This window comes from Streptomyces sp. GSL17-111 (assembly GCF_037911585.1).
GTDB lineage: Bacteria > Actinomycetota > Actinomycetes > Streptomycetales > Streptomycetaceae > Streptomyces.
Genome location: NZ_JBAJNS010000001.1, coordinates 4,009,777 through 4,032,653 on the forward strand (window position 1 = coordinate 4,009,777; position 22,877 = coordinate 4,032,653).

The 22,877-nt window shown below is 74.6% G+C and carries 23 protein-coding genes; 17 read left to right on the forward strand and 6 right to left on the reverse strand.

From position 1 onward, the window contains the following. Positions 1-14: 14 nt before the first annotated feature. Complete coding sequence (locus V6D49_RS17915) at positions 15-1,403, reverse strand: diaminopimelate decarboxylase (protein ID WP_340561013.1); 1,389 nt, start codon at positions 1,401-1,403, stop codon at positions 15-17. Positions 1,404-1,565: 162 nt separating this feature from the next. Between V6D49_RS17915 and hutU the strand changes: the two genes are divergently transcribed. The 5 genes from hutU to V6D49_RS17940 all read left to right on the forward strand — a co-directional run bounded on the left by hutU (position 1,566) and on the right by V6D49_RS17940 (position 7,797). Beyond that, positions 1,566-3,290, forward strand: coding sequence for a urocanate hydratase (gene hutU / locus V6D49_RS17920; RefSeq protein ID WP_340561015.1), 1,725 nt, complete (start codon positions 1,566-1,568; stop codon positions 3,288-3,290). Positions 3,291-3,301: 11 nt separating this feature from the next. Beyond that, positions 3,302-4,489, forward strand: a complete 1,188-nt coding sequence (locus V6D49_RS17925) for an allantoate amidohydrolase (RefSeq protein ID WP_340564108.1) — start codon at positions 3,302-3,304, stop codon at positions 4,487-4,489. Further along, complete coding sequence (locus tag V6D49_RS17930; protein ID WP_340561017.1) at positions 4,480-5,820, forward strand: formimidoylglutamate deiminase; 1,341 nt, start codon at positions 4,480-4,482, stop codon at positions 5,818-5,820. Before V6D49_RS17925 ends, V6D49_RS17930 begins: the two co-directional genes overlap by 10 nt. Before the next feature lie 65 nt (positions 5,821-5,885). Then, positions 5,886-7,076: an imidazolonepropionase gene (gene hutI / locus V6D49_RS17935; protein ID WP_340561019.1), complete on the forward strand. Its 1,191-nt coding sequence runs from the start codon at positions 5,886-5,888 to the stop codon at positions 7,074-7,076. 109 nt (positions 7,077-7,185) lie between these two features. Beyond that, complete coding sequence (locus V6D49_RS17940; RefSeq protein WP_340561020.1) at positions 7,186-7,797, forward strand: TIGR03086 family metal-binding protein; 612 nt, start codon at positions 7,186-7,188, stop codon at positions 7,795-7,797. Here V6D49_RS17940 and V6D49_RS17945 read toward each other — a convergent pair. Together V6D49_RS17945 and V6D49_RS17950 are read right to left on the reverse strand one after the other, a co-directional pair. Then, complete coding sequence (locus tag V6D49_RS17945; RefSeq protein WP_340561021.1) at positions 7,794-8,393, reverse strand: fibronectin type III domain-containing protein; 600 nt, start codon at positions 8,391-8,393, stop codon at positions 7,794-7,796. The genes V6D49_RS17940 and V6D49_RS17945 overlap by 4 nt on opposite strands. A 179-nt stretch (positions 8,394-8,572) precedes the next feature. Further along, on the reverse strand, positions 8,573-9,358 hold the full coding sequence (locus V6D49_RS17950) for an RNA polymerase sigma factor SigF (protein WP_340564110.1): 786 nt from the start codon (positions 9,356-9,358) through the stop codon (positions 8,573-8,575). Between the two features lie 375 nt (positions 9,359-9,733). On the opposite strand from V6D49_RS17950, the gene V6D49_RS17955 reads away from it, so the two are divergent. Both V6D49_RS17955 and V6D49_RS17960 read left to right on the forward strand, forming a co-directional pair. Further along, on the forward strand, positions 9,734-10,117 hold the full coding sequence (locus V6D49_RS17955; protein WP_340561023.1) for an STAS domain-containing protein: 384 nt from the start codon (positions 9,734-9,736) through the stop codon (positions 10,115-10,117). A gap of 147 nt (positions 10,118-10,264) precedes the next feature. Next, a complete protein-coding gene (locus tag V6D49_RS17960; RefSeq protein WP_340561025.1) occupies positions 10,265-10,768 on the forward strand; it encodes an ATP-binding protein in 504 nt (167 codons plus the stop codon). A gap of 44 nt (positions 10,769-10,812) precedes the next feature. Here the strand turns inward: V6D49_RS17960 and V6D49_RS17965 are convergent, their stop codons facing one another. Continuing rightward, entirely contained in the window at positions 10,813-11,937 is a 1,125-nt protein-coding gene (locus V6D49_RS17965; RefSeq protein ID WP_340561026.1) for a MerR family transcriptional regulator, read from the reverse strand. A gap of 152 nt (positions 11,938-12,089) precedes the next feature. Between V6D49_RS17965 and V6D49_RS17970 the strand changes: the two genes are divergently transcribed. From V6D49_RS17970 to V6D49_RS17990, 5 genes are all read left to right on the forward strand, one after another. After that, positions 12,090-12,743: an RNA polymerase sigma factor gene (locus V6D49_RS17970; protein ID WP_340561027.1), complete on the forward strand. Its 654-nt coding sequence runs from the start codon at positions 12,090-12,092 to the stop codon at positions 12,741-12,743. After that, entirely contained in the window at positions 12,740-13,360 is a 621-nt protein-coding gene (locus V6D49_RS17975) for a DUF4383 domain-containing protein (protein WP_340561028.1), read from the forward strand. Before V6D49_RS17970 ends, V6D49_RS17975 begins: the two co-directional genes overlap by 4 nt. Positions 13,361-13,482: 122 nt before the next feature. Then, positions 13,483-14,325 (forward strand): DUF4397 domain-containing protein, encoded by an 843-nt coding sequence (locus tag V6D49_RS17980; protein ID WP_340561030.1) that lies wholly within the window; start codon positions 13,483-13,485, stop codon positions 14,323-14,325. 18 nt (positions 14,326-14,343) lie between these two features. Beyond that, positions 14,344-15,021: a class F sortase gene (locus tag V6D49_RS17985; protein ID WP_340561032.1), complete on the forward strand. Its 678-nt coding sequence runs from the start codon at positions 14,344-14,346 to the stop codon at positions 15,019-15,021. A 123-nt stretch (positions 15,022-15,144) separates the two neighbouring features. Then, positions 15,145-15,402, forward strand: coding sequence for a hypothetical protein (locus tag V6D49_RS17990; RefSeq protein ID WP_340561034.1), 258 nt, complete (start codon positions 15,145-15,147; stop codon positions 15,400-15,402). 41 nt (positions 15,403-15,443) lie between these two features. Here the strand turns inward: V6D49_RS17990 and V6D49_RS17995 are convergent, their stop codons facing one another. After that, positions 15,444-16,946, reverse strand: coding sequence for a peptide MFS transporter (locus V6D49_RS17995; protein ID WP_340561036.1), 1,503 nt, complete (start codon positions 16,944-16,946; stop codon positions 15,444-15,446). 425 nt (positions 16,947-17,371) lie between these two features. Here V6D49_RS17995 and V6D49_RS18000 point away from each other — a divergent pair, with 425 nt between their 5' ends. After that, the gene (locus tag V6D49_RS18000; protein WP_340561038.1) at positions 17,372-18,052 is read left to right on the forward strand and encodes a response regulator transcription factor; all 681 of its coding nucleotides are present in this window, start codon (positions 17,372-17,374) and stop codon (positions 18,050-18,052) included. An 18-nt stretch (positions 18,053-18,070) separates the two neighbouring features. Then, the gene (locus V6D49_RS18005; RefSeq protein WP_340561040.1) at positions 18,071-19,339 is read left to right on the forward strand and encodes an ATP-binding protein; all 1,269 of its coding nucleotides are present in this window, start codon (positions 18,071-18,073) and stop codon (positions 19,337-19,339) included. On the opposite strand, the gene V6D49_RS18010 is transcribed toward V6D49_RS18005, so the two are convergent. Beyond that, complete coding sequence (locus V6D49_RS18010) at positions 19,265-19,774, reverse strand: GtrA family protein (RefSeq protein WP_340561042.1); 510 nt, start codon at positions 19,772-19,774, stop codon at positions 19,265-19,267. The two genes, V6D49_RS18005 and V6D49_RS18010, sit on opposite strands and share 75 nt — an antisense overlap. 144 nt (positions 19,775-19,918) lie before the next feature. Between V6D49_RS18010 and V6D49_RS18015 the strand changes: the two genes are divergently transcribed. The 3 genes from V6D49_RS18015 to V6D49_RS18025 are packed head-to-tail and all read left to right on the forward strand — an operon-like array spanning position 19,919 to position 22,800. Next, positions 19,919-21,058 (forward strand): 5-(carboxyamino)imidazole ribonucleotide synthase, encoded by a 1,140-nt coding sequence (locus tag V6D49_RS18015; protein ID WP_340561044.1) that lies wholly within the window; start codon positions 19,919-19,921, stop codon positions 21,056-21,058. Beyond that, on the forward strand, positions 21,055-21,591 hold the full coding sequence (gene purE, locus V6D49_RS18020) for a 5-(carboxyamino)imidazole ribonucleotide mutase (RefSeq protein WP_340561046.1): 537 nt from the start codon (positions 21,055-21,057) through the stop codon (positions 21,589-21,591). The genes V6D49_RS18015 and purE overlap by 4 nt, the downstream gene beginning before the upstream one ends. Before the next feature lie 12 nt (positions 21,592-21,603). Next, on the forward strand, positions 21,604-22,800 hold the full coding sequence (locus tag V6D49_RS18025; protein WP_340561047.1) for a dipeptidase: 1,197 nt from the start codon (positions 21,604-21,606) through the stop codon (positions 22,798-22,800). Positions 22,801-22,877 lie beyond the last annotated feature (77 nt).

Consider the following 22,877-nt stretch of genomic DNA (forward strand, 5'->3'; position numbering starts at 1 on the left):
CCCGGCGTCCGCCCTCAGCGGCCCGCCGGCCGGACGGCCACGTTCAGCAGGGCCTCGGGCGTCGCCCCGCCGTACTCCGCGAGCAGTTCGGCGGGCGTCTGCGGCGCCCGCACGGTCGCGAACCGCACGCCGTCCCGCCCCACCCGGTAGCCGTAGACGCCGGGTCGGGGCAGCGCGTTGTAGCCGAACGGGGTGGAGGCGTAGTAGGCGCCGGTGTCGAGCAGCCCGACGACGTCCCCCGAGCGCAGCTCCGGCAGTTCCCGGCCGGTGGCCACGAGGTCCCCGGCGAAGCAGCACGGCCCGGCGACGTCCTGCGTGACGTGCGGCCCCCGCCGTGGGCGGCCGGAGGCGTCGTAGGCGGCGACCCGCAGCGGCCAGGACGTCGGCGCGAAGACCGTGCGCACCGCCACCTGGGCGCCCGCGTGCGTCACCGCGATGCGCCGCCCGCCGGCCGATTTCGCGTACTCCACGCGGGCCACCGTCGTGCCGGCCTTGGCCAGCAACGAGCGGCCGAACTCTGTGACGAGCCGGTAGCGGCCGTCGAACAGCCCGGGCACGTGGGCCCGCAGCAGCCGGGCGTAGTCGGTGAACGTCGGGTCGGTCTGGTCGGAGCCGAAGTTGACGGGCAGCCCGCCGCCGAGGTTGACGGTCCGCACCTGCTGCCGCCCCGCTGCGGCGTTGACCTCCTCGGCCAGTTCCCAGGCCACCGCCACGCCGTCGGCGAGCTGGTCGAGCGGCATGCCCTGCGAGCCGGTGTGGACGTGCACGGAGGTGAGCCACGGCCGCTCCGCGTAGGCCCGCAGCACCCAGGCGCGCGCGCCGTCGTCCCGCAGCGCCACGCCGAACTTGGACGTGGCGGTGGCGGTGCTCATGGCGTCGATGGAGCCCGCGCCGGTCTGCGGGTTGAGGCGCAGGCCGACGGGGGAGCGGGGGCCGTCCGGGCCGGTCAGGGCGTCGATGCGGGCCAGCTCCTCGGGGTTGTCGGCGTTGAGGGCGACGCCGAGGGCGAGGGCGCGGCGCAGCTCGGCGGGCGTCTTGGCCGGGGAGTCGAGCACGATGCGCTCCGGATCGACCCCGGCCGCGCGGGCCAGGGCCAGCTCGCCGGGGCTGGCCACCTCGCAGCCGAGCCCCTCGGCGGCCAGCAGGGCGAGGACGGGGACGAGGGAGGCCGCCTTCACGGCGAAGGTGTGCAGTACCGGGGTGCCGGGGGCCGTCACCGCGCGGAAGGCGTCGTCCAGGGAGGTGACGGCCTCGCGGACGGTGTCCACGTCGAGCAGGGCGGCGACCGGCTCCTCCTCGGTGAGGAGCCGCTGTTCGACCGCCGCCCGGACGGCGGCGTCGCGGCGGGCGGCCGGATCACCGGCCGGTGCGGGCGGGGTGGGGTCGGGCGTCTCGGCGTTCATGCGCCCCAGCCAAACACGCGGGGCGCCGCCGGGGAGGAGGCGGGACGGCTGAAGGGGACGAGGAGGGCGCGGGCCGGACGGCAGCGGGCCCTGTTGACTAGTTCTATTCAGCTCGTAGAGTGTGTGAATAGATCGATCCGATCCGTACGGGAGGCAGGGCTCATGGCACAGGCAGGGCACAGCGGACCGCGTACCGTGCGGTCCCCGCGCGGCAGCGACCTCAGCGCTCAGGGGTGGCAGCAGGAGGCCGCCCTCCGGATGCTGCAGAACAACCTCGACCCCGAGGTCGCCGAACACCCCGACCGGCTCGTCGTCTACGGCGGCACCGGCAAGGCCGCCCGCGACTGGCGCTCCTTCGACGCCATGGTCCGCACCCTGCGCACCCTCAAGGACGACGAGACGATGCTCGTCCAGTCCGGCCGGCCGGTCGGCGTCATGACGACGCACGAGTGGGCGCCGCGCGTCCTGCTGGCCAACTCCAACCTCGTCGGCGACTGGGCCAACTGGGAGGAGTTCCGCCGCCTGGAGCAGCTGGGCCTGACGATGTACGGCCAGATGACGGCGGGTTCCTGGATCTACATCGGCACCCAGGGCATCCTCCAGGGCACCTACGAGACGTTCGCCGCCGTCGCCGCCAAGCGCTTCGGCGGCTCGCTGGCCGGGACGATCACCCTCACCGCGGGCCTCGGCGGCATGGGCGGCGCCCAGCCGCTCGCGATCACCATGAACGACGGCGTCGCGCTGTGCGTCGACTGCGACCCGCGCGCCATCGACCGCCGCATCGAGCACCGCTACCTCGACGAGCGCGCCGACTCCCTGGAACACGCCCTGGAGCTGGCCACCGCCGCCCGGGACCAGCGCCGGCCGCTGTCGATCGGCGTGCTCGGCAACGCGGCCGAGCTGCTGCCCCGGCTGCTGGCCATGGGCGCCCCGATCGACATCGTCACCGACCAGACCAGCGCCCACGACCCGCTGGCCTACCTGCCCCTCGGCGTCGACTTCGCCGACATGGCCGCCTACGCCGCCGAAAAGCCCGCCGACTTCACCGCCCGCGCCCGCGAGTCGATGGCGCGGCACGTGGAGGCGATGGTCGGCTTCCAGGACGCGGGCGCCGAGGTCTTCGACTACGGCAACTCCATTCGGGGCGAGGCGCAGCTCGCCGGGTACGGCCGGGCGTTCGCCTTCCCCGGCTTCGTCCCCGCCTACATCCGGCCGCTGTTCTGCGAGGGGAAGGGCCCGTTCCGCTGGGCGGCCCTCAGCGGCGACCCGAAGGACATCCACGCCACCGACCGCGCGATCCTCGACCTCTTCCCCGAGAACGAGTCGCTGGCCCGCTGGATCAGGCTGGCCGGGGAGCGCGTCCACTTCCAGGGGCTGCCCGCCCGCATCTGCTGGCTCGGTCAGGGCGAACGCGACCGCGCCGGGGAGCGGTTCAACGACATGGTGGCGAGCGGCGAGCTGTCCGCGCCCGTCGTCATCGGCCGCGACCACCTGGACTGCGGCTCGGTCGCCTCCCCCTACCGGGAGACGGAGGCCATGCTCGACGGCTCGGACGCCATCGCCGACTGGCCGCTGCTGAACGCCATGGTCAACGTCGCCTCCGGCGCCTCCTGGGTCTCCGTCCACCACGGCGGCGGCGTCGGCATGGGCCGCTCGCTGCACGCCGGCCAGGTCACGGTGGCCGACGGCACCCCGCTGGCCGGGGAGAAGATCCGCCGCGTCCTCACCAACGACCCGGGCATGGGCGTCATCCGGCACGTCGACGCGGGCTACGAACAGGCCGAAGCCGTCGCCGCCGAGCGCGGGGTGCGGGTGCCGATGCGCGAAGGGCCCGCGCCGGACGGCGAGGGCGACGGCGCGGACGAGCGGGGCGAGGGCGCGGCGTGAGCTTCCTGGAGATGTGGCGGGACCTGGCGGCCATCGGCCGCGACGCCGGCACCGGCGGCTACCGCCGCTACGCCTGGACGCCCGCCGACACCGACTGCCGCGCCTGGTTCCGGGACCAGGCGACGGCCCGTGGCCTGGTCTGCGAGACCGACCGCAACGGCAACCAGTGGGCCTGGCAGGGCGACCCGTCCGCCGGTGACGCCGTCGTCACCGGCTCCCACCTGGACTCCGTCCCCGACGGCGGCGCCTTCGACGGCCCGCTCGGCGTCGTCTCCGCCTTCGCCGCGCTCGACGAGCTGCGCGCCCGGGGCGCCGAACCGACGCGCCCGCTCGCCGTCGTCAACTTCGGAGACGAGGAGGGTGCCCGCTTCGGGGTGGCCTGCACCGGCTCCCGGCTGAGCGCGGGCAAGCTCACGCCCGAGGCCGCCCGGCGGCTGCGGGACGCCGACGGCGTCAGCCTGGCGCACGCCATGGAGCACGCCGGGTACGACCCGGAGGCCCTCGGGCCCGACCCCGGGAGGCTGGCCCGCATCGGCGCCTTCGTCGAGCTGCACGTCGAACAGGGCCGCGCGCTGGCCGAGACCCCGCACCCCGTCGGCGTCGCCTCCGCGATCTGGCCGCACGGCCGCTGGCGGTTCGACTTCCACGGCGAGGCCAACCACGCGGGCACCACCCGGCTCGCCGACCGGCACGACCCGATGCTCACCTACGCCCGCACGGTCCTCGCCGCCCGCACCGAGGCGGCGGCGGCCGGGGCCCTGGCGACCTTCGGCAAGATCGCCGTGGACCCGGGCGGCGTCAACGCCATCGCCTCCCGCGTCCGCGCCTGGCTGGACTCCCGCGCCCCCGACGAGAAGACGCTCGACGCCCTGGTCACCGCCGTCCGGGACGCGGCGGCGGAGCACGCGAGCGGCGAGGGGGTGCGCGTCGAGGTCACCCGCGAGTCGTTCACCCCGGTGGTGGACTTCGCGCACGACCTGCGCGACCGCATCGCCGACCGGCTCGACGGCGCCCCCGTGCTGCCCACCGGCGCGGGACACGACGCCGGCATCCTGGCCGACGCCGTTCCGACCGCCATGCTGTTCGTGCGCAACCCGACCGGCGTCTCCCACTCGCCCGCCGAACGGGCCACCGAGGACGACTGCCTCGCCGGGGTCGGGGCGCTCGCCGACGTACTGGAGGACCTCGCGTGCCGGTGACCTACTGGGCCGAACACCTCTGGCTGGAGGACCGCGTGGTCCCCGGCGTGGCCCTGGACGTCGCGGACGGCCGCGTCGCCGCCGTCCGCCGGGACGTGCCCGCCCCGCCGCCCGGCGCCGAGGTGCTGCGCGGCTTCACCCTCCCGGGCACGGCCAACGCGCACAGCCACGCCTTCCACCGGGCCCTGCGCGGCCACGTCCAGGCGGGCAGCGGCGACTTCTGGACCTGGCGCGACCAGATGTACCGCGTCGCCGACCGCCTCACCCCCGACACGTACCACGCGCTGGCGCGGGCCGTGTACGCCGAGATGGCGCTCGCCGGGATCACCTGCGTCGGTGAGTTCCACTACCTGCACCACACCCCCGGCGGGCGGCCCTATGCCGATCCGAACGCCATGGGCCGGGCACTCGTCGCCGCCGCCGCCGAGGCGGGCGTCCGCATCACCCTGCTCGACACCTGCTACCTGTCCGCCGGCTTCGGGCAGCCGCCCACCCGGCCGCAGCTGCGGTTCTCCGACGGCACCGCCGAGGCGTGGGCCGAACGGGCGGGCGCCCTCCCGGAGGACGCCAACACGCGGATCGGCGCCGCCGTCCACTCCGTGCGCGCCGTGCCCGCCGACCAGCTGGAGACCGTCGCCCGGTGGGCGGAGGAACGCCGCGCGCCCCTGCACGTCCACCTCTCCGAGCAGCCCGCCGAGAACGCGGCCTGCCAGGACGCCCACGGCCGCACCCCCACCCGGCTCCTCGCCGACCACGGGGTGCTCGGCCCGCGCACCGTCGCCGTCCACGCCACGCACCTGACGGACGCCGACGTCGCCGCCCTCGGCACCGCGGCCACCGGCGTGTGCATGTGCCCCACCACCGAACGTGACCTCGCCGACGGCATCGGCCCGGCCGTCGCCCTCCAGCGCGCCGGCAGCCCGCTGTCCCTCGGCAGCGACAGCCACGCCGTGATCGACCTGTTCGAGGAGGCCCGCGCAATGGAGCTCGACGAGCGGCTGCGCACCCGGCGGCGCGGCCACTGGAGCGCCGCCGGGCTGCTGCACGCGGCGACGGCGGCCGGGCACGCCGCCCTCGGCTGGCCGGAGGCGGGCCGGATCGTCGTCGGAGCACCCGCCGACCTCACCACCGTCGCGCTGGACACCGTCCGCACCGCCGGGCCCCCGCCGTCGCTCGCCGCCGAGACGGCCGTCCACGCGGCGACGGCGGCGGACGTCCGGCACACGGTCGTGGCCGGGCGGTACGTCGTGCGGGACGGCGTCCACACCACCGTGCCCGACCCCGCCGCCGCCCTGGCCTCGGCGATCACGGCCGTCACCGACCCCGCCTGACGCCCGGCCCGTCCGAGCCCCGCCCGCGAAGCCCGAGAACCCGAGCCCCCGACGCAAGGAGCCCCATGGCCGCCGCGACCACCCTCATCCGCGACATCGGGACGCTGGTCACCGGCGACCCGGAGCTGGGGGAGGGCCCCCTCGGCGTCATCCGGCAGGCGGCCCTCCTCATCGAGGACGACCACGTCGCCTGGGCCGGGCCCGCCGCGCGGGCCCCCGCCGCCGACACCGCCCACGACGCCGGGGGCCGCGCCTGCCTCCCCGGCTTCGTCGACTCCCACTCCCACCTCGTCTTCGCCGGGGACCGCACCGAGGAGTTCAACGCCCGGATGTCGGGCCGCGCGTACACGGCGGGCGGCATCCGCACCACCGTCGCCGCCACCCGCGCCGCGAGCGACGCGGAACTGGCCGCCACGCTCGACCGCTACGTGCGCGAGGCGCTGCGTCAGGGCACCACCACGCTGGAGACCAAGTCCGGCTACGGGCTCACCCCGCAGGAGGAGGCCCGGGCCCTGCGCATCGCCGCCGAGCGCCTGGAGGAGGTCACCTACCTCGGCGCTCACGTCGTCGCCCCCGAGTACGCGGGCACCGACGCGGACGTGGCCCGCTACGTCGACCTCGTCACCGGGCCCATGCTCGACGCCTGCGCGCCGCACGCCCGCTGGGTGGACGTCTTCTGCGAACGCGGCGCCTTCGACGGCGACCAGGCCCGCGCCGTCCTCACCGCCGGTATGGCGCGCGGCCTGCTGCCCCGCGTCCACGCCAACCAGCTCTCCCACGGCCCCGGCGTCCAGCTCGCCGTGGAGCTCGGCGCCGCCTCCGCCGACCACTGCACCCACCTCACCGACGCCGACGTCGAGGCCCTGGCGGACGGCGACACCGTCGCCACGCTGCTGCCCGGCTGCGAGTTCTCCACCCGCGCGGAGTACCCCGACGCCCGGCGGCTGCTGGACGCGGGGGTGACGGTCGCCCTGTCCACGGACTGCAACCCCGGCTCCTCCTTCACCAGCTCCATGCCCTTCTGCATCGCCGTCGCCGTCCGTGAGATGGGCATGACGCCGGACGAGGCGCTGTGGTCCGCCACCGTCGGCGGGGCCGCCGCCCTGCGCCGCGAGGACGTCGGCCGGCTGCGCCCCGGCGCCCGCGCGGACCTGATGCTGCTGGACGCCCCCAGCCACGTCCACCTCGCCTACCGTCCCGGCGTGCCGCTGGTGACCGACGTCTGGCAGCGGGGCGCACGCGTCGTGCACCGATGACTTCCCGGCCCCCGGGTCGTCGGTATCGCTGACGGAGCATCGGCTCCCGGCGGCGGGCCGACGAGGCCGAAGGCCGAGAGACCGACACGGACCACGAGGAGGGTGCCCGGTGACGCCCTGGCCGGACGGCACGGAACTGCTGGAGCGCGCGATCGGCTACGCCCTGGGCGCCCTCGGGGACGTGGCGGCCCCCGCGCTCACCCGTCCCACCCCGTGCCGGGGCTGGGACCTGCGCACGCTCCTGCGTCACCTGGACGCCTCGCTCGACGCCCTCCGGGAAGGAGTGGAGTGCGGCCGCGTCGCGCCGGAGCCGACGTGCGAAGCGTCCGGGGACGCCGCCGACCCGGTGCCGGCCGTGCGGGAACGCGCGGCGCGGCTGCTGGCGGCCGCGACGACGGCGGACCGGTCGGCGGGCGGCCCGCCGCCCGCCGGAACCGCGGGCGCCCGTCCGCTCGCCCTCGGGGCGGTGACGAGCGCCGGAGCGCTGGAGATCGCCGTGCACGGCTGGGACGTCCACCGGGCCCGGGGCCGCCTCGACCGGCCGGTGCCCGAGGCGCTGGCCGCCGAGCTGCTGCGGGTCGCGCCGCTGCTGGTGCCGCCCGCGTCCGGTCGCGCGCCCCTGTTCGCCGCCGCCCGCGCGGTGCCGTCCTCGGCCTCCCCGGGCGAGCGCCTGGTCGCCTACCTCGGCCGCGACCCGCACGCCCCACCCCCGGGTGGTTAGGCGTGCGGGCCCGGGGCGTCGGTGGGCGTCGGACCGGCTGCGGGGCGGCGCGTGCCCGACCGGCCGCCGGGATCGGGGAGGATGACGTCCGCCCGGGGGGAGTCCGGTGACGCGTGGCCCGCCGCGTTGACGGCCCGCACCGTGAACGTGTAGCTGATCCCCGGCTCCAGCCCGGTGATCTCCGCCTCCAGGGTGTCCGCCCCGACCTCGGCGACCGGGGTGGCCGTCCCCTGCTGGAAGACCTGGTACGTCGCGACGGCCGATCCGCCGCCCGCGCCGGGGGGCGGCTCCCAGCGCAGCCGTACGGTGTCGGAGCCCACCGCGCGTACCGAGAGGTCCTGCGGCGGTGCGGGCGGTGCGGGGGCCGCCTGCGGCCCGGGCGCCGGGAGCGCGTCCCGTGCGGCCGCTCCGCCGGGCGGGTGCGACGGCTCGGCCGGGACGTCCGGCCGGGCTGTGGCGCTGCCGGACACGCCGGCCGTCAGGGCGAGGGCCAGCGCCGCCACGACGGTGCGCGCCGTCGGTCCGGCCCCCGGAGAGCGGACCGGAGAGCTGCCCGGGGCGCCGCCCGTCCTGCCGGCCGAATGCCTGCGTGCCACCGGAGACCTCCCGAGGAGTGGGGCATGGATGCCGATGCCTGTCCGATAAGAGCGAATCCTGCTTATTGTGCGGCAGGCGCGGTCACGCTCCGCAAGTCGGCGCGCACACGGGCACGAAGCGAGGGCCCGTCCGGACGGTGCTGTCGTCCGGACGGGCCCTCGTCGTCGGGCGGGGCGGCTCACTCCTCGACGAGGAGCCCCTTGCGCAGCTTGCCCAGCGTGCGGGAGAGCAGGCGCGAGACGTGCATCTGGGAGATACCCAGCTCCTCGCCGATCTCGGACTGCGTCATGTTCGCCACGAAGCGCAGGGAGAGGATGTGCCGGTCACGGGCCGGCAGCTCGGCGATGAGCGGCTTGAGGGACTCGACGTACTCGATGCCCTCCAGCCCGTGGTCCTCGTAGCCGATGCGGTCGGCGAGGGCGCCCTCGGAGTCGTCCTCCTCCGGCTGGGCGTCGAGGGAGCTGGCGGTGTAGGCGTTGCTCGCCGCCATGCCCTCCACGACCTCCTCGCGGGAGATGTTCAGCCGCTGGGCCAGCTCGGTGACGGTCGGGGCGCGGTCGAGGGACTGGGCCAGCTCGTCGCTCGCCTTGGCCAGGTCCAGGCGCAGCTCCTGGAGCCGGCGCGGCACCCGGACGGACCAGGAGGTGTCACGGAAGAAGCGCTTGATCTCGCCGATGATCGTCGGCATCGCGAAGGTGGGGAACTCCACGCCCCGGTCGCTCTCGAACCGGTCGATGGCCTTGATGAGGCCGATCGTCCCCACCTGGACGATGTCCTCCATCGGCTCGCTGCGGGAGCGGAAGCGGGAGGCGGCGAACTTGACCAGGGCCAGGTTCAGCTCGACCAGGGTGTTGCGGACGTAGGCGTGCTCGTGCGTTCCCTCCTCCGCCGCCGCCAGACGCTCGAAGAGCGTCCTGGACAGGGCCCGCGCGTCGTGCGGGGCGACCTCGTCGAACGGGGGCATCTCGGGAAGGCCGGTGAAGGCGGCGTCGGGGTCGGCGCCGTCGGAGCCCTCGCGAAGGGTGCGCTCGGCGTTGACCTCGTCGAGCTGGGGTGACATGACTTGTCCTCCTCATTGACCGGCATCCGGCTGCCGGGGCCGTGACGTGCACTGCGAGGTGCGGCGCCTCCATGGCTGACGTGTTGGCTCGTTCCCTCTTAGGGGTATCGGGTGGTGCGGAGGCATGGCAAGTGCGGTATGCCGAGTGAGGGGTTTATGTCCCTTTTGCTCGGGTACCGGTCGCGGGCGTCAAGGCGTAAGGTTCGAACGTGCGAACGCGGGGGTCGAGTGGAGAGCGGCGTCGGGTGTGACCGGCCGTGAAGAGCAGGTGAGGTGTGCATGGACCGGGGAACGCCCGGGAGTACGAGCAATCGCGGACGGCTGACGGTCGAGGTGCGCCGGGAGGGCGAGACCGCGGTCATCGCGCCCGAAGGTGAGCTTGACCACCACACGGCCGATGTGTTGCGTGCGCCACTCCATTCCTCGGTCGAGGACGGCTGCACCCGTCTCCTCGTCGACTGTTCCCGGCTGGAGTTCCTGGACTCCACCGGACTCAACGTGCTGCTGGCCGCCCGGCTGGAGGCCGAGGCCGTCGGCGGGTCCGTCCACCTCGCGGCGATGCGCCCCGTCGTCGCCCGAGTCTTCGAGATCACCGGTGCGGGCGCCGTCTTCACCGTGCACGAGACGCTCGGGGACGCCCTGCGGGGGCTGCCCGACACATGATCACGCGCGGTGCGTCGTGTGCGGCGTAATCCGCGTCACACGAGCCTGGCCGAATCCGTGGGTGTTCCCTCGGAGTGGCCGGGCAGGAGACCCTCTGTATCTGCTGGCGGCAAAGTCCAACACGGGAACCGGTGAGGTGAAGGACTCATGAGCACCACCCGGCCCTCTCCGGCGGGCGAAGTCGGCCCGGAGCCCGAAAGTGCTGCGGGACCCCACCCCACGTCGGCCGGGCAGGTGCGCGAGCTGCGCCAGGTCCGCAGGCTCCGCCTCCTCGGCGTGAGCGGCGCCGTTCAGCGTGCCCGTGACTTCTGCCGCGAGGCCCTGCACGACTGGGAGTGGCTGCCGGCCACGGGCCAGGACGACCGGGCCGCGGCCGAGGACGTGCTGCTGGTCGTCTCCGAACTGGTCACGAACGCCTGCCTGCACGCCGGCGGCCCGCAGGAGGTCCGCATCACCCGAGGCCAGAAGTCGGTGCGCGTGGAGGTCCTGGACGGCGGCGACGGGCAGCCGGCGCCGCGCACCCCGCACCGGGCGGGCCGTCCGGGCGGGCACGGCATGTTCATCGTGCAGCGCCTGTGCGCCGACTGGGGCGTCGCGCACGCTCCCGACGGCCACGGGAAGACCGTCTGGGCCGAGCTGGCCCAGCCCTGAGCCTCCCCGCCTGGGCCGGTCCCCGGCGGGCTGGCCTGCCCGCGTCACGACGCCGAGGTCAGGCTCCGCAGGAGGGCGAGGGCCTCCGCGAGGCCGCTCGGCCGGTGTGTGTGAGCCGCCGGAGCCCCGGCCCAGCCGGGGCCGACGGTGAGGACGGCCGGCCGGACGCGCGCCCCCCGCACGCCCCAGGCCGTCCGGGCCAGATGCTCCGCGAACCCCCGGCTCGACGTCGAGCGTGACTGGGACCAGAGCACGACCGCCGCGGGCCCGGTCCGCCGGACGGCCTCCTCCACGGCGGGCGCCGGGACGGCCGCCCCGAGCATGAGCAGCGGGACGCCGAGCGGACCGCAGGCGGCGGCGAGCGCCTCCAGCGGCAGCGCGTGCAGCTCGCCGGGCATGCAGGCCAGCACGACGGGGGGCGCGTCGGCGCGGCTCACCGGACGCCCGGCCGGGCCGCCGGCGACGGAGGCGGCCCGCAGTCTCGCGGAGACGTGCCAGGACAGCAGGTGCTCGACCTCCACGTACCGGTCGCCCTCGGACGCCCACTTCCGCCCCACGGCCCGCAGCGCGGGCATCATCACCTCGTCCCACGCCTCCACCAGGCCGTAGGTGGCGACGGCGGCGCTCAGCGCCTGTTCGACCGCCCCGGCGTCGAGCCGCATCGCGGCCCGTGCCAGGCCACGGCACTCCGGCCGGACCCCGCCGCCCAGCGGCAGCCCGCTCCCGGCTCCCGGGCGGGCCGCACCGCGCCACGGCCCGTCGTCGGCGGCCACGTCGGGAGCGCCGCCCGCCGGACCTGCCGGGGTCCGCGCGCCCTCGGTGCCCTCCGTCCCCCCGGCCAGCCCGGACGGCTCGGCCCGCCCGGACTCCCCGGCCTGCCCGGACGGCTCGGACGACGGCTCCGGGCCCGCCCGCCCCCGGGCGCCGCGCAGCGCGGTCGCGGCCGCCTCGGCGGGGGCCAGGCCCGTGGCCGTCAGCCGGCACATCTCCTCCAGCACCCGGACGTCGTCCGGCGTCCAGCGCCGGTGCCGGCCCTCGGCGCGTGCGGTGGGCCCGACGCCGTACCGCCGGTCCCAGGAGCGCAGCGTCGTCGGGGAGACGCCGAGCCGCCGGGAGACGGCTCCGGTGGTGAGCCCCGCGGTGGCGTGTGGAGTGTCCATGCGGTCCATACGGTCAGGATACGACGCACAATCAATGCAAGTTGCTCCCGCTGCATCGATTCACGATGCTCACAGACAACGAGACCGGCCGGACCGGCAGTGCGTCGGGTCGGCCCCGGAGCCCGCACACCGGGTCCGGCCGTCGGCGGGAGGAGCCCTCCATGCAGGTCAGTCCCACACGCACCGCCCCTCCCGGGCACGAGCGGGCGCTGCGCGCCCCGGTGGAGGAGCTGCTCGGCGACGAGGAGCTGGCCGCTCGGTTCACCCAGGGGGGTGAACCCGAGCTCGCCGCCGTCTACGGGCGCTGGGCGGCGCTCGTCCACACCCTCGCCGTGCGGGCCCTCGGTGACGCCTCGGAGGCGGAGGACGTCACGCAGCAGGTGTTCCTCGCGGCCTGGCGCGGCCGGCACGGCTACCGGCCGGAGCAGGGCCCGCTGGGCGGGTGGCTGGTCGGCATCACACGGCGCCGGATCGCGGACGCCCTGGCGGCCCGCTCCCGCCGTGGCGACCTGGCAGCGCGGGCCGCCGCGCGCGGCGCCCACGTGGCGCCGGAGCCGGCGGAGGCGGAGGCTGCCCTTGACCGGGTCCTGCTGGCCCACGAACTGGCCGCGCTCCCGGCGGCGCAGCGGCGCGTGCTGCGCCTGGCCTTCTACGAGGACCTCACCCAGGCGCAGATAGCCGAGCGCACCGGGCTCGCGCTGGGCACCGTCAAGAGCCACGCCCGGCGCGGCCTGCACCGGCTGCGTACCCGGCTGACCGAACAGGCCGGCCCCCCGACCGCTCCCGTACCACCCGTTCGGAGGAGTGCACCATGAGACTGCAGGACGAACTCCCCGTCGACCACCGCCTGGCCGTCGTCTACCGCTACGGCGCCGCCCTGAGCGGCCTGATCCTCCTCGTCTTCGGCATCCTCGGCTTCGCCGACCAGCTGGCCTTCTTCGACACCGACGGCACACGCATCGCCGGGCTGTCCAGCAACGGCCTGCTCAGCCTCATCTCGGTCGTCTTCGGCGTGCTGTTGATCGTCGGGGCCGTCGTGGGCGGCAACTTCGCCTCGACACTCAACATGACCGTCGGTGCGCTCTTCCTGCTCAGCGGCTTCGTGCACCTGGCCATCCTGGAACGGTCGGTCAACATCCTGGCCTTCCGGATGCCCAACGTGATCTTCAGCTTCCTGATGGGGCTGCTGATCCTCACGTTCGGGATGTACGGGCGGGTAAGTGGCGGACTTCCGCATGACAACCCCTACTGGAAGCGGCGCCACCCCGAACGGGCCGACGCCGAGCGGCCCCGGCCCACAGCCGGAGCGCTCACCGCAGGCGGCCCGTCCCGCGCCGCCACCGAAAGGGCCTCCTCCGACGCTCTGCCGCCCGGAACTCCGGGCGCGCGACGGAAGGAGCGGCCGGCGAGGAAGGAGAAGAGCGGAACCTGACAGGTCCGGCTCGGCGGAGATTCTTCTCCCGCACGGTGCATCCGGAACGGGTGCGCAGCCGGAAGTGGTTGGTGAAGGTCCGGAGTTCCACGGGCCTCTCCTGAAGGGCTAAGGGAGTTCCCATGTCACACATGCGCAAGAGCACCGCGCTCGCCGCGACCCTCGGCACCTGCGTCCTCGGCCTGGGTGTGGCCGCGCCCGCCGGTGCGGCTGAGAGCGACGACGCGATGGTGTCGGTCTTCCACGGTGTCCCCGGCCTGACGGTCGACGTCTACGCCGGTGACGAGGAGCTGATCCCCGACTTCGAGCCGGGCACGCTCACCGATCCCATGCCGCTGCCCGCCGGCAGCTACGACATCAAGGTCTTCCCCGACGGCGCCGACCCGGCGTCCGACGACCCGGCCATCGAGAAGACGGTCGAGGTCGCCGCCGGGGACAACGCCACCGTCGCCGCGCACCTCACCGAGGACGGCGAACCCGAGCTCACCGCCTTCGCCAACGACACCTCCGACGTTCCGGCCGGCCAGTCCCGACTGACCGTGCGGCACGTGGCGGCCGCCCCGGCCGTCGACGTCCGGGCCGGGGGGCAGCCGGTCTTCGAGGGCCTGACGAACCCGAACGAGGACACCGCCGAGGTGGACGCCGGCACCGTCTCCGCCGACGTGACCCTCGCGGGCACCGACGACGTCGTGATCGGCCCGGCCGACCTGACCCTCGAGGAGGGCACCAGCAACGTCGTCTACGCCTGGGGCAGCGCCGAGGAGGAGAACCTCGCCCTCAAGGTCCAGACGCTGAGCGGCATGCACTCGGCTCCGAGCGGTGTCGAGGCCGGCGCCGGCGACACCCAGGCCGGCGGGAACTCCGCCGCGGCCTGGCTGGCGGGCTCGGCGGGTGCGGCGGCCCTGGTCGCCGGAGCGCTCGCCCTCGGCAACCGTCGCCGTGCCGCCACGGTCACCCGCGACTGACGACGGCTGCGGGCAGTGATGCGCAACCGGCCGCTGCCGGCCCGCGCCGTCCTGGCTGCCGCGGTGCTCTGCGCCGCGGCAGCCCTGCTCGTCGTGCTCCTGGCACCCGGTTCCGCCCCGGACGACTTCGGGGCGCGGCCCACCGCGCCCCCGGCCGCCGCCGGGCCTGAGGACCGGCCCCGGGCCGCCGAGGAAGCGGAGGCGGCCGGTCCGGACGGCCGCTCCGGCACTTCCGCGCCGGAGCGGTCGCCGGCGGCCCCGACAGCGGTCGCCGTCCCCCGGGTCGGGCTGGACGCCACGGTGGAACCGGTCGGCGTCCAGGCGGACGGGACCGTCGAGATCCCCGACGCCCCGCAGGCCGCCGGGTGGTACCGCTTCGGTACCGCGCCCGGCGCGTCGGACGGGTCGGCGGTGCTGGTGGGGCACGTGGACTTCGAGACCGGTGAACTGGGTGAGTTCGCCGCCCTGTACGACGTGCGGCGCGGCGACACCGTCCGCGTCGACCGCGGCGGCGCGCCCGCCGCCCGTTACGAGGTGACGGCCCGCGCGGTCGTGGACCAGGACGAGCTCCCCCGGGAGCTCTTCCGACGCGACGGCCCGCACGTCCTCACGCTCATCACCTGCGCACCGCCCTACGACGAGGAGGACGGCTACCGCAACAACCTCGTCGTCACGGCCGAGCCCGTCGGGGGCTGAGGCCGCCGAGCGCCGCATGCGGTGCCGGTATCGCGGCGGGACGTCCGCCCGGCCGTCCCGCCGCGAGACCGTTCGGCATCCGGCGAGTCCGGCATCCGGAACCGCCGCACGAGAGGGGTCCGCATGCACCACATCGATTCGGCGGACCTCGCCGTCCGCGCGCTGGACGGGGACACCGCTCGCCTCCCGGCCTGGCACGCCGAGCACCTGCGTGACTGCCCTGCGTGCGCCCGGGAGTTGGCGTCCTACCGCAGGGTGGTGCGGGCGGGCCGCACGGCGGAGGCCGCCGATGTGCCGACGCCCCCTCCGCCCTCGGTCTGGGACGCCGTCCTGGCCGGGATCGAGGACGACGCGGTCGGCCCGGACGGCACGACCCCCTAGCGGTACCGGGCACGACCGTCCGGGCGGGTTCCCGCGGAGGGTCAGTCGACGGAGCCCATCAGGGTGCGCAGGCGCCGCGCCCCCGCCATGAACGCCAGCCCCGCCGCGACGGCGACGACCGCCCACATCGTGTAGTACAGCGTGTCGCCGAGCGGCTCGTTGAGCCGCGTGACCCAGCCGTTGAGCGCGTTGCCGGTGGCCGTCGCCAGGAACCACAGACCCATGATCTGGCTGACGAACTCCTTGGGCGCCAGCTTCGTCGACAGCGACAGGCCGACCGGCGACAGGCACATCTCGCCGAGCGTCTGCACCAGGTAGACGCCCAGCAGCCAGAAGACGGTCACCCGGCCGGTCTCCGAGCCGGCCGCCGCCGCGCCCGCGAGGCCCATCAGGCCGAAGGAACCGCCGATGAGCAGCATGGCCAGGCCGAACTTCACCGGCGCGCTCGGTTCGCGTTCGCGCTGCGCCAGCCGCACCCACAGGGCGGCGAAGACGGGCGCGAGGATGATCACGTACACCGGGTTCACCGACTGGAACCAGGAGGCGGGGAACTCCCAGCCGCCCGCGATCGTCCGGTCCGTCTTCTGGTCGGCGAAGATCGTCAGCAGGGAGCCGGACTGGTCGTAGATCATCCAGAAGAGCACGGCCGTGACGAAGAACCACACGAACGCGACGATCTTCGGCCGGTCCGCCGCGCTCAGCTTCGGGCTGCGGAACATCGTCCAGAAGTAGCCGACCGGCAGGACGATGCCGAGCACGGCCAGCACGTTGACGACGTGCTCGATCGTGAACGTCCCCAGCGCCACGTCCATGACGAGCGCGCCCACCGCGACGCCGCTCCACAGCAGGACGCGGTGCAGGACGCGCCGCTTCTCCTCGGGGGAGGCGGGGTTGGCCGGGTGCAGGCCCACGGAGCCCAGGTGCCGGGCGCCGAACACGTACTGGACGACGGCCAGGGTCATCCCGACCCCGGCGACGCCGAAGCCCAGGTGCCAGTCGACCTTCTGGCCGAGGGTGCCGACCACCAGCGGCGCGGCCAGGGCGCCGATGTTGATGGCCATGTAGAAGAGCGTGAACCCGGCGTCCCTGCGGGCCCCGGACCGCCCCTCGTAGAGGCCGCCGACCATCGCGGAGATGTTCGGCTTCAGCAGACCGGTGCCGACGGCGATGAGCGCGAGGCCGAAGAAGAACGTCGTGTCGTGCGGGATCGCCAGCACGTAGTGCCCGGAGGCGATCACGATGCCGCCGACGAGGACGGCCCGGCGGGCGCCCCACAGCCGGTCGGCGACCCAGCCGCCGGGCATGGACGTCATGTAGACGACGGCGTTGTAGACGCCGTAGATGGCGGCGGCGAGGGCCTCCCGGTCCTCCAGGGGCCCGTCGAGGACTCCGGCGATCAGGTAGAGGACGAGGATGGCGCGCATCCCGTACCAGGAGAAGCGCTCCCACATCTCCGTCATGAACAGGGTGGCCATCCCTCGCGGGTGGCCGAAGAAGGTCTTGCCGCCGGGGGCGGCCTCGCCCTTCGTCGTGCTGGACGCCATGGGGGATTCCTTGTGGGTTCGGGACGCGCGTCGCAGGGGTGGGGGGACGTGCGCCCGGACGGGGGGTGCCGCGGGCCGGTGGCGCCGGTCCGCGTGGGAGGAGGGGCCGGGTGGTCCGCCCGGTCACCGCAGGGGCGGCGGGGCGGGCCGGCGGTTCACCGCCGGCCCGCATCACCCGTCGTCGGCCCTGGCCCCCGCTAGGGAGGCGCAAACACCTTACGCGAGGTTCAGGTGCCGCTCGAAGACCAGTGAGGTACGGATCACAGGTAAATGCTGTATTTGCCTAATCTTTTCAAAGGTAAAACGCGTCGTCGATCAACGGATCGCGGAGTAGACCAACGGCGCCCCGCGTCGTTCCGACGCCGGTCCCGGCCGGCCCCCGGCTTCCGGTCAGCGGGCCGTCCCGGCCGGACTACCATCGGGCCATGACCCGCGTACTGCTCGCCGAGGACGACGCCTCCATCTCCGAGCCGCTCGCCCGGGCCCTGCGCCGGGAGGGCTACGAGGTGGAGGTGAGGGAGGACGGGCCGAGCGCCCTCGACACCGGCCTCCACGGGGAGATCGACCTCGTCGTGCTGGACCTCGGGCTGCCCGGCATGGACGGGCTGGAGGTCTGCCGCCGGATGCGCACCGAGGGCTTCACCTTCCCCGTCCTCGTCCTGACCGCCCGCGCCGACGAGGTGGACACCGTCGTCGGCCTGGACGCGGGCGCGGACGACTACGTCACCAAGCCCTTCCGGCTGGCCGAACTGCTGGCGCGCGTGCGGGCCCTGCTCCGCAGGGGTACCGCCGACCCGTCACACCAGCCGCCCCCGGCCCACGGCGTCCGCATCGACGTCGACTCCCACCGCGCCTGGATCGGCGAGGACGAGCTCCAGCTGACCGCCAAGGAGTTCGACCTGCTGCGCGTCCTCGTGCGCGACGCGGGCCGCGTCGTCACCCGCGACCAGCTGATGCGCGAGGTGTGGGACACCACCTGGTGGTCCTCCACCAAGACGCTCGACATGCACATCTCCTGGCTGCGCAAGAAGCTGGGGGACGACGCGGGCAACCCCCGCTTCATCACCACCGTGCGCGGTGTCGGCTTCCGGTTCGAGAAGAACTGACCGGAAGACCCGACCCCTGTGCGCCGCCGACTGATCAACTCCATGCTCGCCGTGGTCGTCGTCGTCATCGCCGTGTTCGGCATCTCGCTGATCACCGTCGAGACCCAGGCCATCGAGAAGAGCGCCCACGAGACGACCCGCTCCGAGGCCGCGCGGCTGGTGGCGGTCGTGGAGGCCCGGATCGCCGCCGGGGAGCGGGTGACGGCCGAGACCATGCGCAGCGCCGTCCCGGCCGACCGGTACGTGCGCATCGAGCTGCCCGGCCAGGGGCCCATCTCCCTCGGGGAACGGCCGCAGGGCGGCGTCATCGAGGGCCGGGCGACGGGCCGCAACGGCGAGGTCGTCGTCGTCCGGCAGCCGCGCAGCGTCGTCACGGACGAGGTGGGCCGCATCCTCATGATCATCATCGCCGTGGCGCTGGTGACGATCGTGGCCGCCGCCCTGCTCGCCGTCCGGCAGGCCCGCCGGGTCGCCGCGCCCCTGACCGACCTGGCCGAGACGGCCGAACGCCTCGGCTCCGGCGATCCCCGCCCCCGGCACCGCCGCTACGGCGTGCCCGAGCTGGACCGGGTCGCCGACGTGCTGGACTCCAGCGCCGAACGCATCGGCCGCATGCTCACCGCCGAACGCCGACTGGCGGCCGACGCCTCCCACCAGCTCCGCACCCCGCTCACGGCCCTGTCCATGCGCCTGGAGGAGATCGTTCACACCGCCGAGACGGAGGGCGACCACTCCGACGTCGTCCGCGAGGAGGCCGCCATCGCCCTCGCCCAGGTGGAGCGGCTCACCGACGTCGTCGAGCGGCTGCTCACCAACAGCCGCGACCCCCGCTCCACCTCGGCCGTCGGCTTCGACCTGGACGAGGTGGTGCTCCAGCAGGTCGAGGAGTGGCGGCCCGCCTACCGCGGCGCCGGCCGGGCCATCGTGCACTCCGGCAAGGCCGGGCTGCGTGCCGTGGGCACGCCGGGCGCCGTCGCGACCGTCCTGGCGACCCTCGTGGAGAACGCGCTCATGCACGGTGGCGGCACGGTGGCGCTGCGCACCCGCGTCGCGGGGAACCAGGTGGTCGTGGAGGTGACGGACGAGGGGCCGGGCGTCGACCCGGAGCTGGGCTCCCGCGTCTTCGAACGCACCGTGAGCGGCCACAACTCCACCGGGCTCGGCCTGGCCGTCGCCCGCGACCTCGCCGAGGCCGACGGCGGGCGGCTGGAACTACTTCAGCAGCATCCGCCGGTGTTCGCGCTCTTCCTCAGCCGAGAGGCCGTCGACGGCCCCGCCGGCGGCTGAGGACCGCCCCCGGAACACCCAGGTGCGGTAGGACCAGAACCGGAACGCCGTGGCGAGCCCGAGCCCGACCACGTTCTTGGCCAGGTTGTCCGCCAGCGGCGAGGTGAAGCCGAAGCCGTAGTGCGACAGGGCCAGCGTGCCGTTCTCGATCACCAGGCCCACGCCGCTGAACAGCAGGAACAGCGAGGCCTCGCGCCGTATCCGCCGCTTGTCGGTGTGCTGGTAGGTCCAGTAGCGGTTGCCGACGTAGTTGGTGCCGATGGCGACGGCCGTGGCGATGACGCCCGACCGGACCGGCGCCAGCCCGAAGGTGTGGATGCACAGGTTGAACACGGCGACGTTCACGAGGAAGCCGAAGGCTCCCACCGTCCCGAACTTCGCCATCTCCCGCAGCAGGCGCTTCAGCCGGGCGGAGAGCGGCAGTCGTTCACCCATCGTGATCCTCAGTGCCCCGTTCGGTCGGCTCCGGCCCCTGTTCCTCATGCTAGAGCCTTCCCCGCGAACCGGCCGGGGCACGGCCCGGCGGCTCCCGTCCGACGCGGGTACGGCCCCGGGCCCGGTGCCCCTTACCCTGGGAACGTGACGTTCCCGGTAGTCGGCATGGTCGGCGGTGGCCAGCTCGCTCGTATGACCCACGAGGCGGGCATCCCGCTCGGCATCCGTTTCAAGCTCCTCAGTGACACCCCCCAGGACTCGGCGGCCCTGGTGGCCGGTGACGTCGTCATCGGCGACTACCGTGACCTGGACACGCTGCGTGACTTCGCGCGCGGCTGTGACGTCGTCACGTTCGACCACGAGCACGTGCCCACCGAGCACCTGCGGGCCCTGGAGGCCGACGGCATCCCCGTCCGCCCCGGCCCCGACGCGCTCGTGCACGCCCAGGACAAGGGCGTCATGCGCGCCCGGCTCGACGCCATGGGCATCCCCTGCCCCCGGCACCGCATCGTCGCCGACCCGGCCGACGTGGTCGCCTTCGCCGCCGAGGACGGGGGCTTCCCCGTGATCCTCAAGACCGTGCGCGGCGGCTACGACGGCAAGGGCGTGTGGGTCGTGCGGAACGCGGAGCAGGCCGCCGAGCCGTTCCGCGCCGGGGTGCCGGTGCTGGCGGAGGAGAAGGTCGAGTTCGTGCGCGAGCTGGCGGCGAACGTCGTCCGCTCCCCGCACGGCCAGGCCGTGGCCTACCCCGTCGTGGAGTCGATCCAGGTCGACGGCGTGTGCGACACCGTGATCGCGCCGGCGCCGGGGCTGAGCGAGCAGACCTCCGCCGGGGCGCAGGAGCTCGCCCTGCGCATCGCGGCGGAGCTCGACGTCGTCGGGCACCTCGCCGTCGAACTGTTCGAGACCCGGGACGGCCGCACCCTCGTCAACGAGCTGGCCATGCGCCCGCACAACTCCGGGCACTGGACGATGGACGGCGCCGTCACCTCGCAGTTCGCCAACCACGTGCGGGCCGTGCTGGACCTGCCGCTCGGCGACCCGCGTCCCCGCGCCCCCTGGACGGTCATGTGCAACGTCCTGGGCGGCGACTACCCGGACATGTACAGCGGCTACCTGCACTGCATGGCCCGCGACCCGCAGCTCAAGATCCACATGTACGGCAAGGACGTGAAGCCGGGCCGCAAGGTCGGGCACGTCAACACCTACGGCGCCGACCTCGCCGACGTGCGCGAGCGCGCCCGGCACGCCGCCGACTACCTGCGAGGAACGATCACGCAATGAGCGACGCACGCCCCGCCCCCGTCGTCGGCATCGTCATGGGCTCCGACTCCGACTGGCCCGTCATGGAGGCCGCCGCGGAAGCCCTCGCCGACTTCGAGGTCCCCTACGAGGTCGACGTCGTCTCCGCCCACCGCATGCCGCGCGAGATGGTCGAGTACGGCGAGCAGGCCGCAGGCCGGGGGCTGAAGGCCGTCATCGCGGGCGCCGGGGGCGCCGCGCACCTGCCCGGCATGCTCGCGTCCGTCACCACGCTGCCCGTGATCGGCGTACCCGTGCCGCTCAAGTACCTCGACGGCATGGACTCGCTGCTGTCCATCGTCCAGATGCCCGCCGGAGTGCCGGTCGCGACCGTCTCCGTGGCCGGGGCCCGCAACGCCGGACTGCTCGCCGTCCGGATGCTCGCCGCACACGACGACGGGCTGCGCGAGCGCATGGCCGCCTTCCAGCGCGAACTGAACGAGCAGGCCACGGAGAAGGGCCGCAGGCTGCGCAACAAGGCCGCCGGCGGCGCCGGTTTCGGCTTCGGCAACTGAAGGAACCCGCACGTGAGCGACGCGCACCCCGCCCTGGCCCGCGCCCGGCGGCTGCTGGCCGAACACCCCGTCGTCGACGGGCACAACGACCTCCCCTGGGCCCTGCGGGAGCAGGTCCGCTACGACCTGGACGCCCGCGACATCGCCCGTGACCAGTCGGCGTTCCTGCACACCGACCTGCCCCGGCTGCGGGCCGGTGGCGTCGGCGCCCAGTTCTGGTCGGTCTACGTCCGGTCGGACCTCGCCGGGGAGGCCGCCGTCACCGCCTGCCTGGAACAGATCGACGCCGTGCGGCAGTTGATCGACCGCTACCCGGACGACCTCGAACCGGCCCTCACCGCCGACGCCATGGAGGCCGCCCGGAGCCGGGGCCGCATCGCCTCCCTGATGGGGGCCGAGGGCGGGCACAGCATCGCCAACTCCCTGGGCACCCTGCGCCAGTTCCACCGGCTCGGCGTCCGCTACATGACGCTCACGCACAACGACACCATCGACTGGGCCGACTCCGCCACGGACGCGCCCCGGCACGACGGCCTGACGGCCTTCGGCGAGCAGGTCGTCCGCGAGATGAACCGCGTCGGCATGCTGGTCGACCTCTCGCACGTCGCCGCCACCACCATGCGCGACGCGCTGCGCGTCAGCCGGGCGCCGGTGGTGTTCTCGCACTCCTCGGCCCGTGCGGTCTGCGACCACCCGCGCAACGTGCCGGACGACGTGCTGGCCCAGCTGCCCGGCAACGGCGGCGTCGCGATGGCCACGTTCGTGCCCAAGTTCATCCTCCCCGAGGCCGTGGAGTGGACCCGGCGGGCCGACGAGAACCTCCGCGCCCACGGCCTGCACCACCTGGACACCTCACCCGAGGCGATGGCACTCCACCGCGCCTACGAGGACGCCCACCCGCGCCCGGTCGCGACCGCCGCCACCGTGGCCGACCACCTCGACCACATGCGGGAGGTCGCGGGCGTCGACCACATCGGCATCGGCGGGGACTTCGACGGCACCGCCTTCCTGCCCGCCGGGCTCGACAGTGTGGCCGGCTACCCGAACCTGATCGCCGAACTCCTCGACCGCCGCTGGTCCGAGGCCGATCTGGCCAAGCTCACCTGGCACAACGCCGTCCGCGTCCTGCGCGACGCGGAGGCCGTGGCCCGCGAACTCACCGCCACGACACCGCCGTCCAACGCCACCCTGGCCCAACTCGACACCTGACGGGGCGGATCCCGCGCCATTCTCCGGGGGCCCGTGGCCGGAACGCCGGGGTTCCCTGGCCACAGCCGGGGAACCGC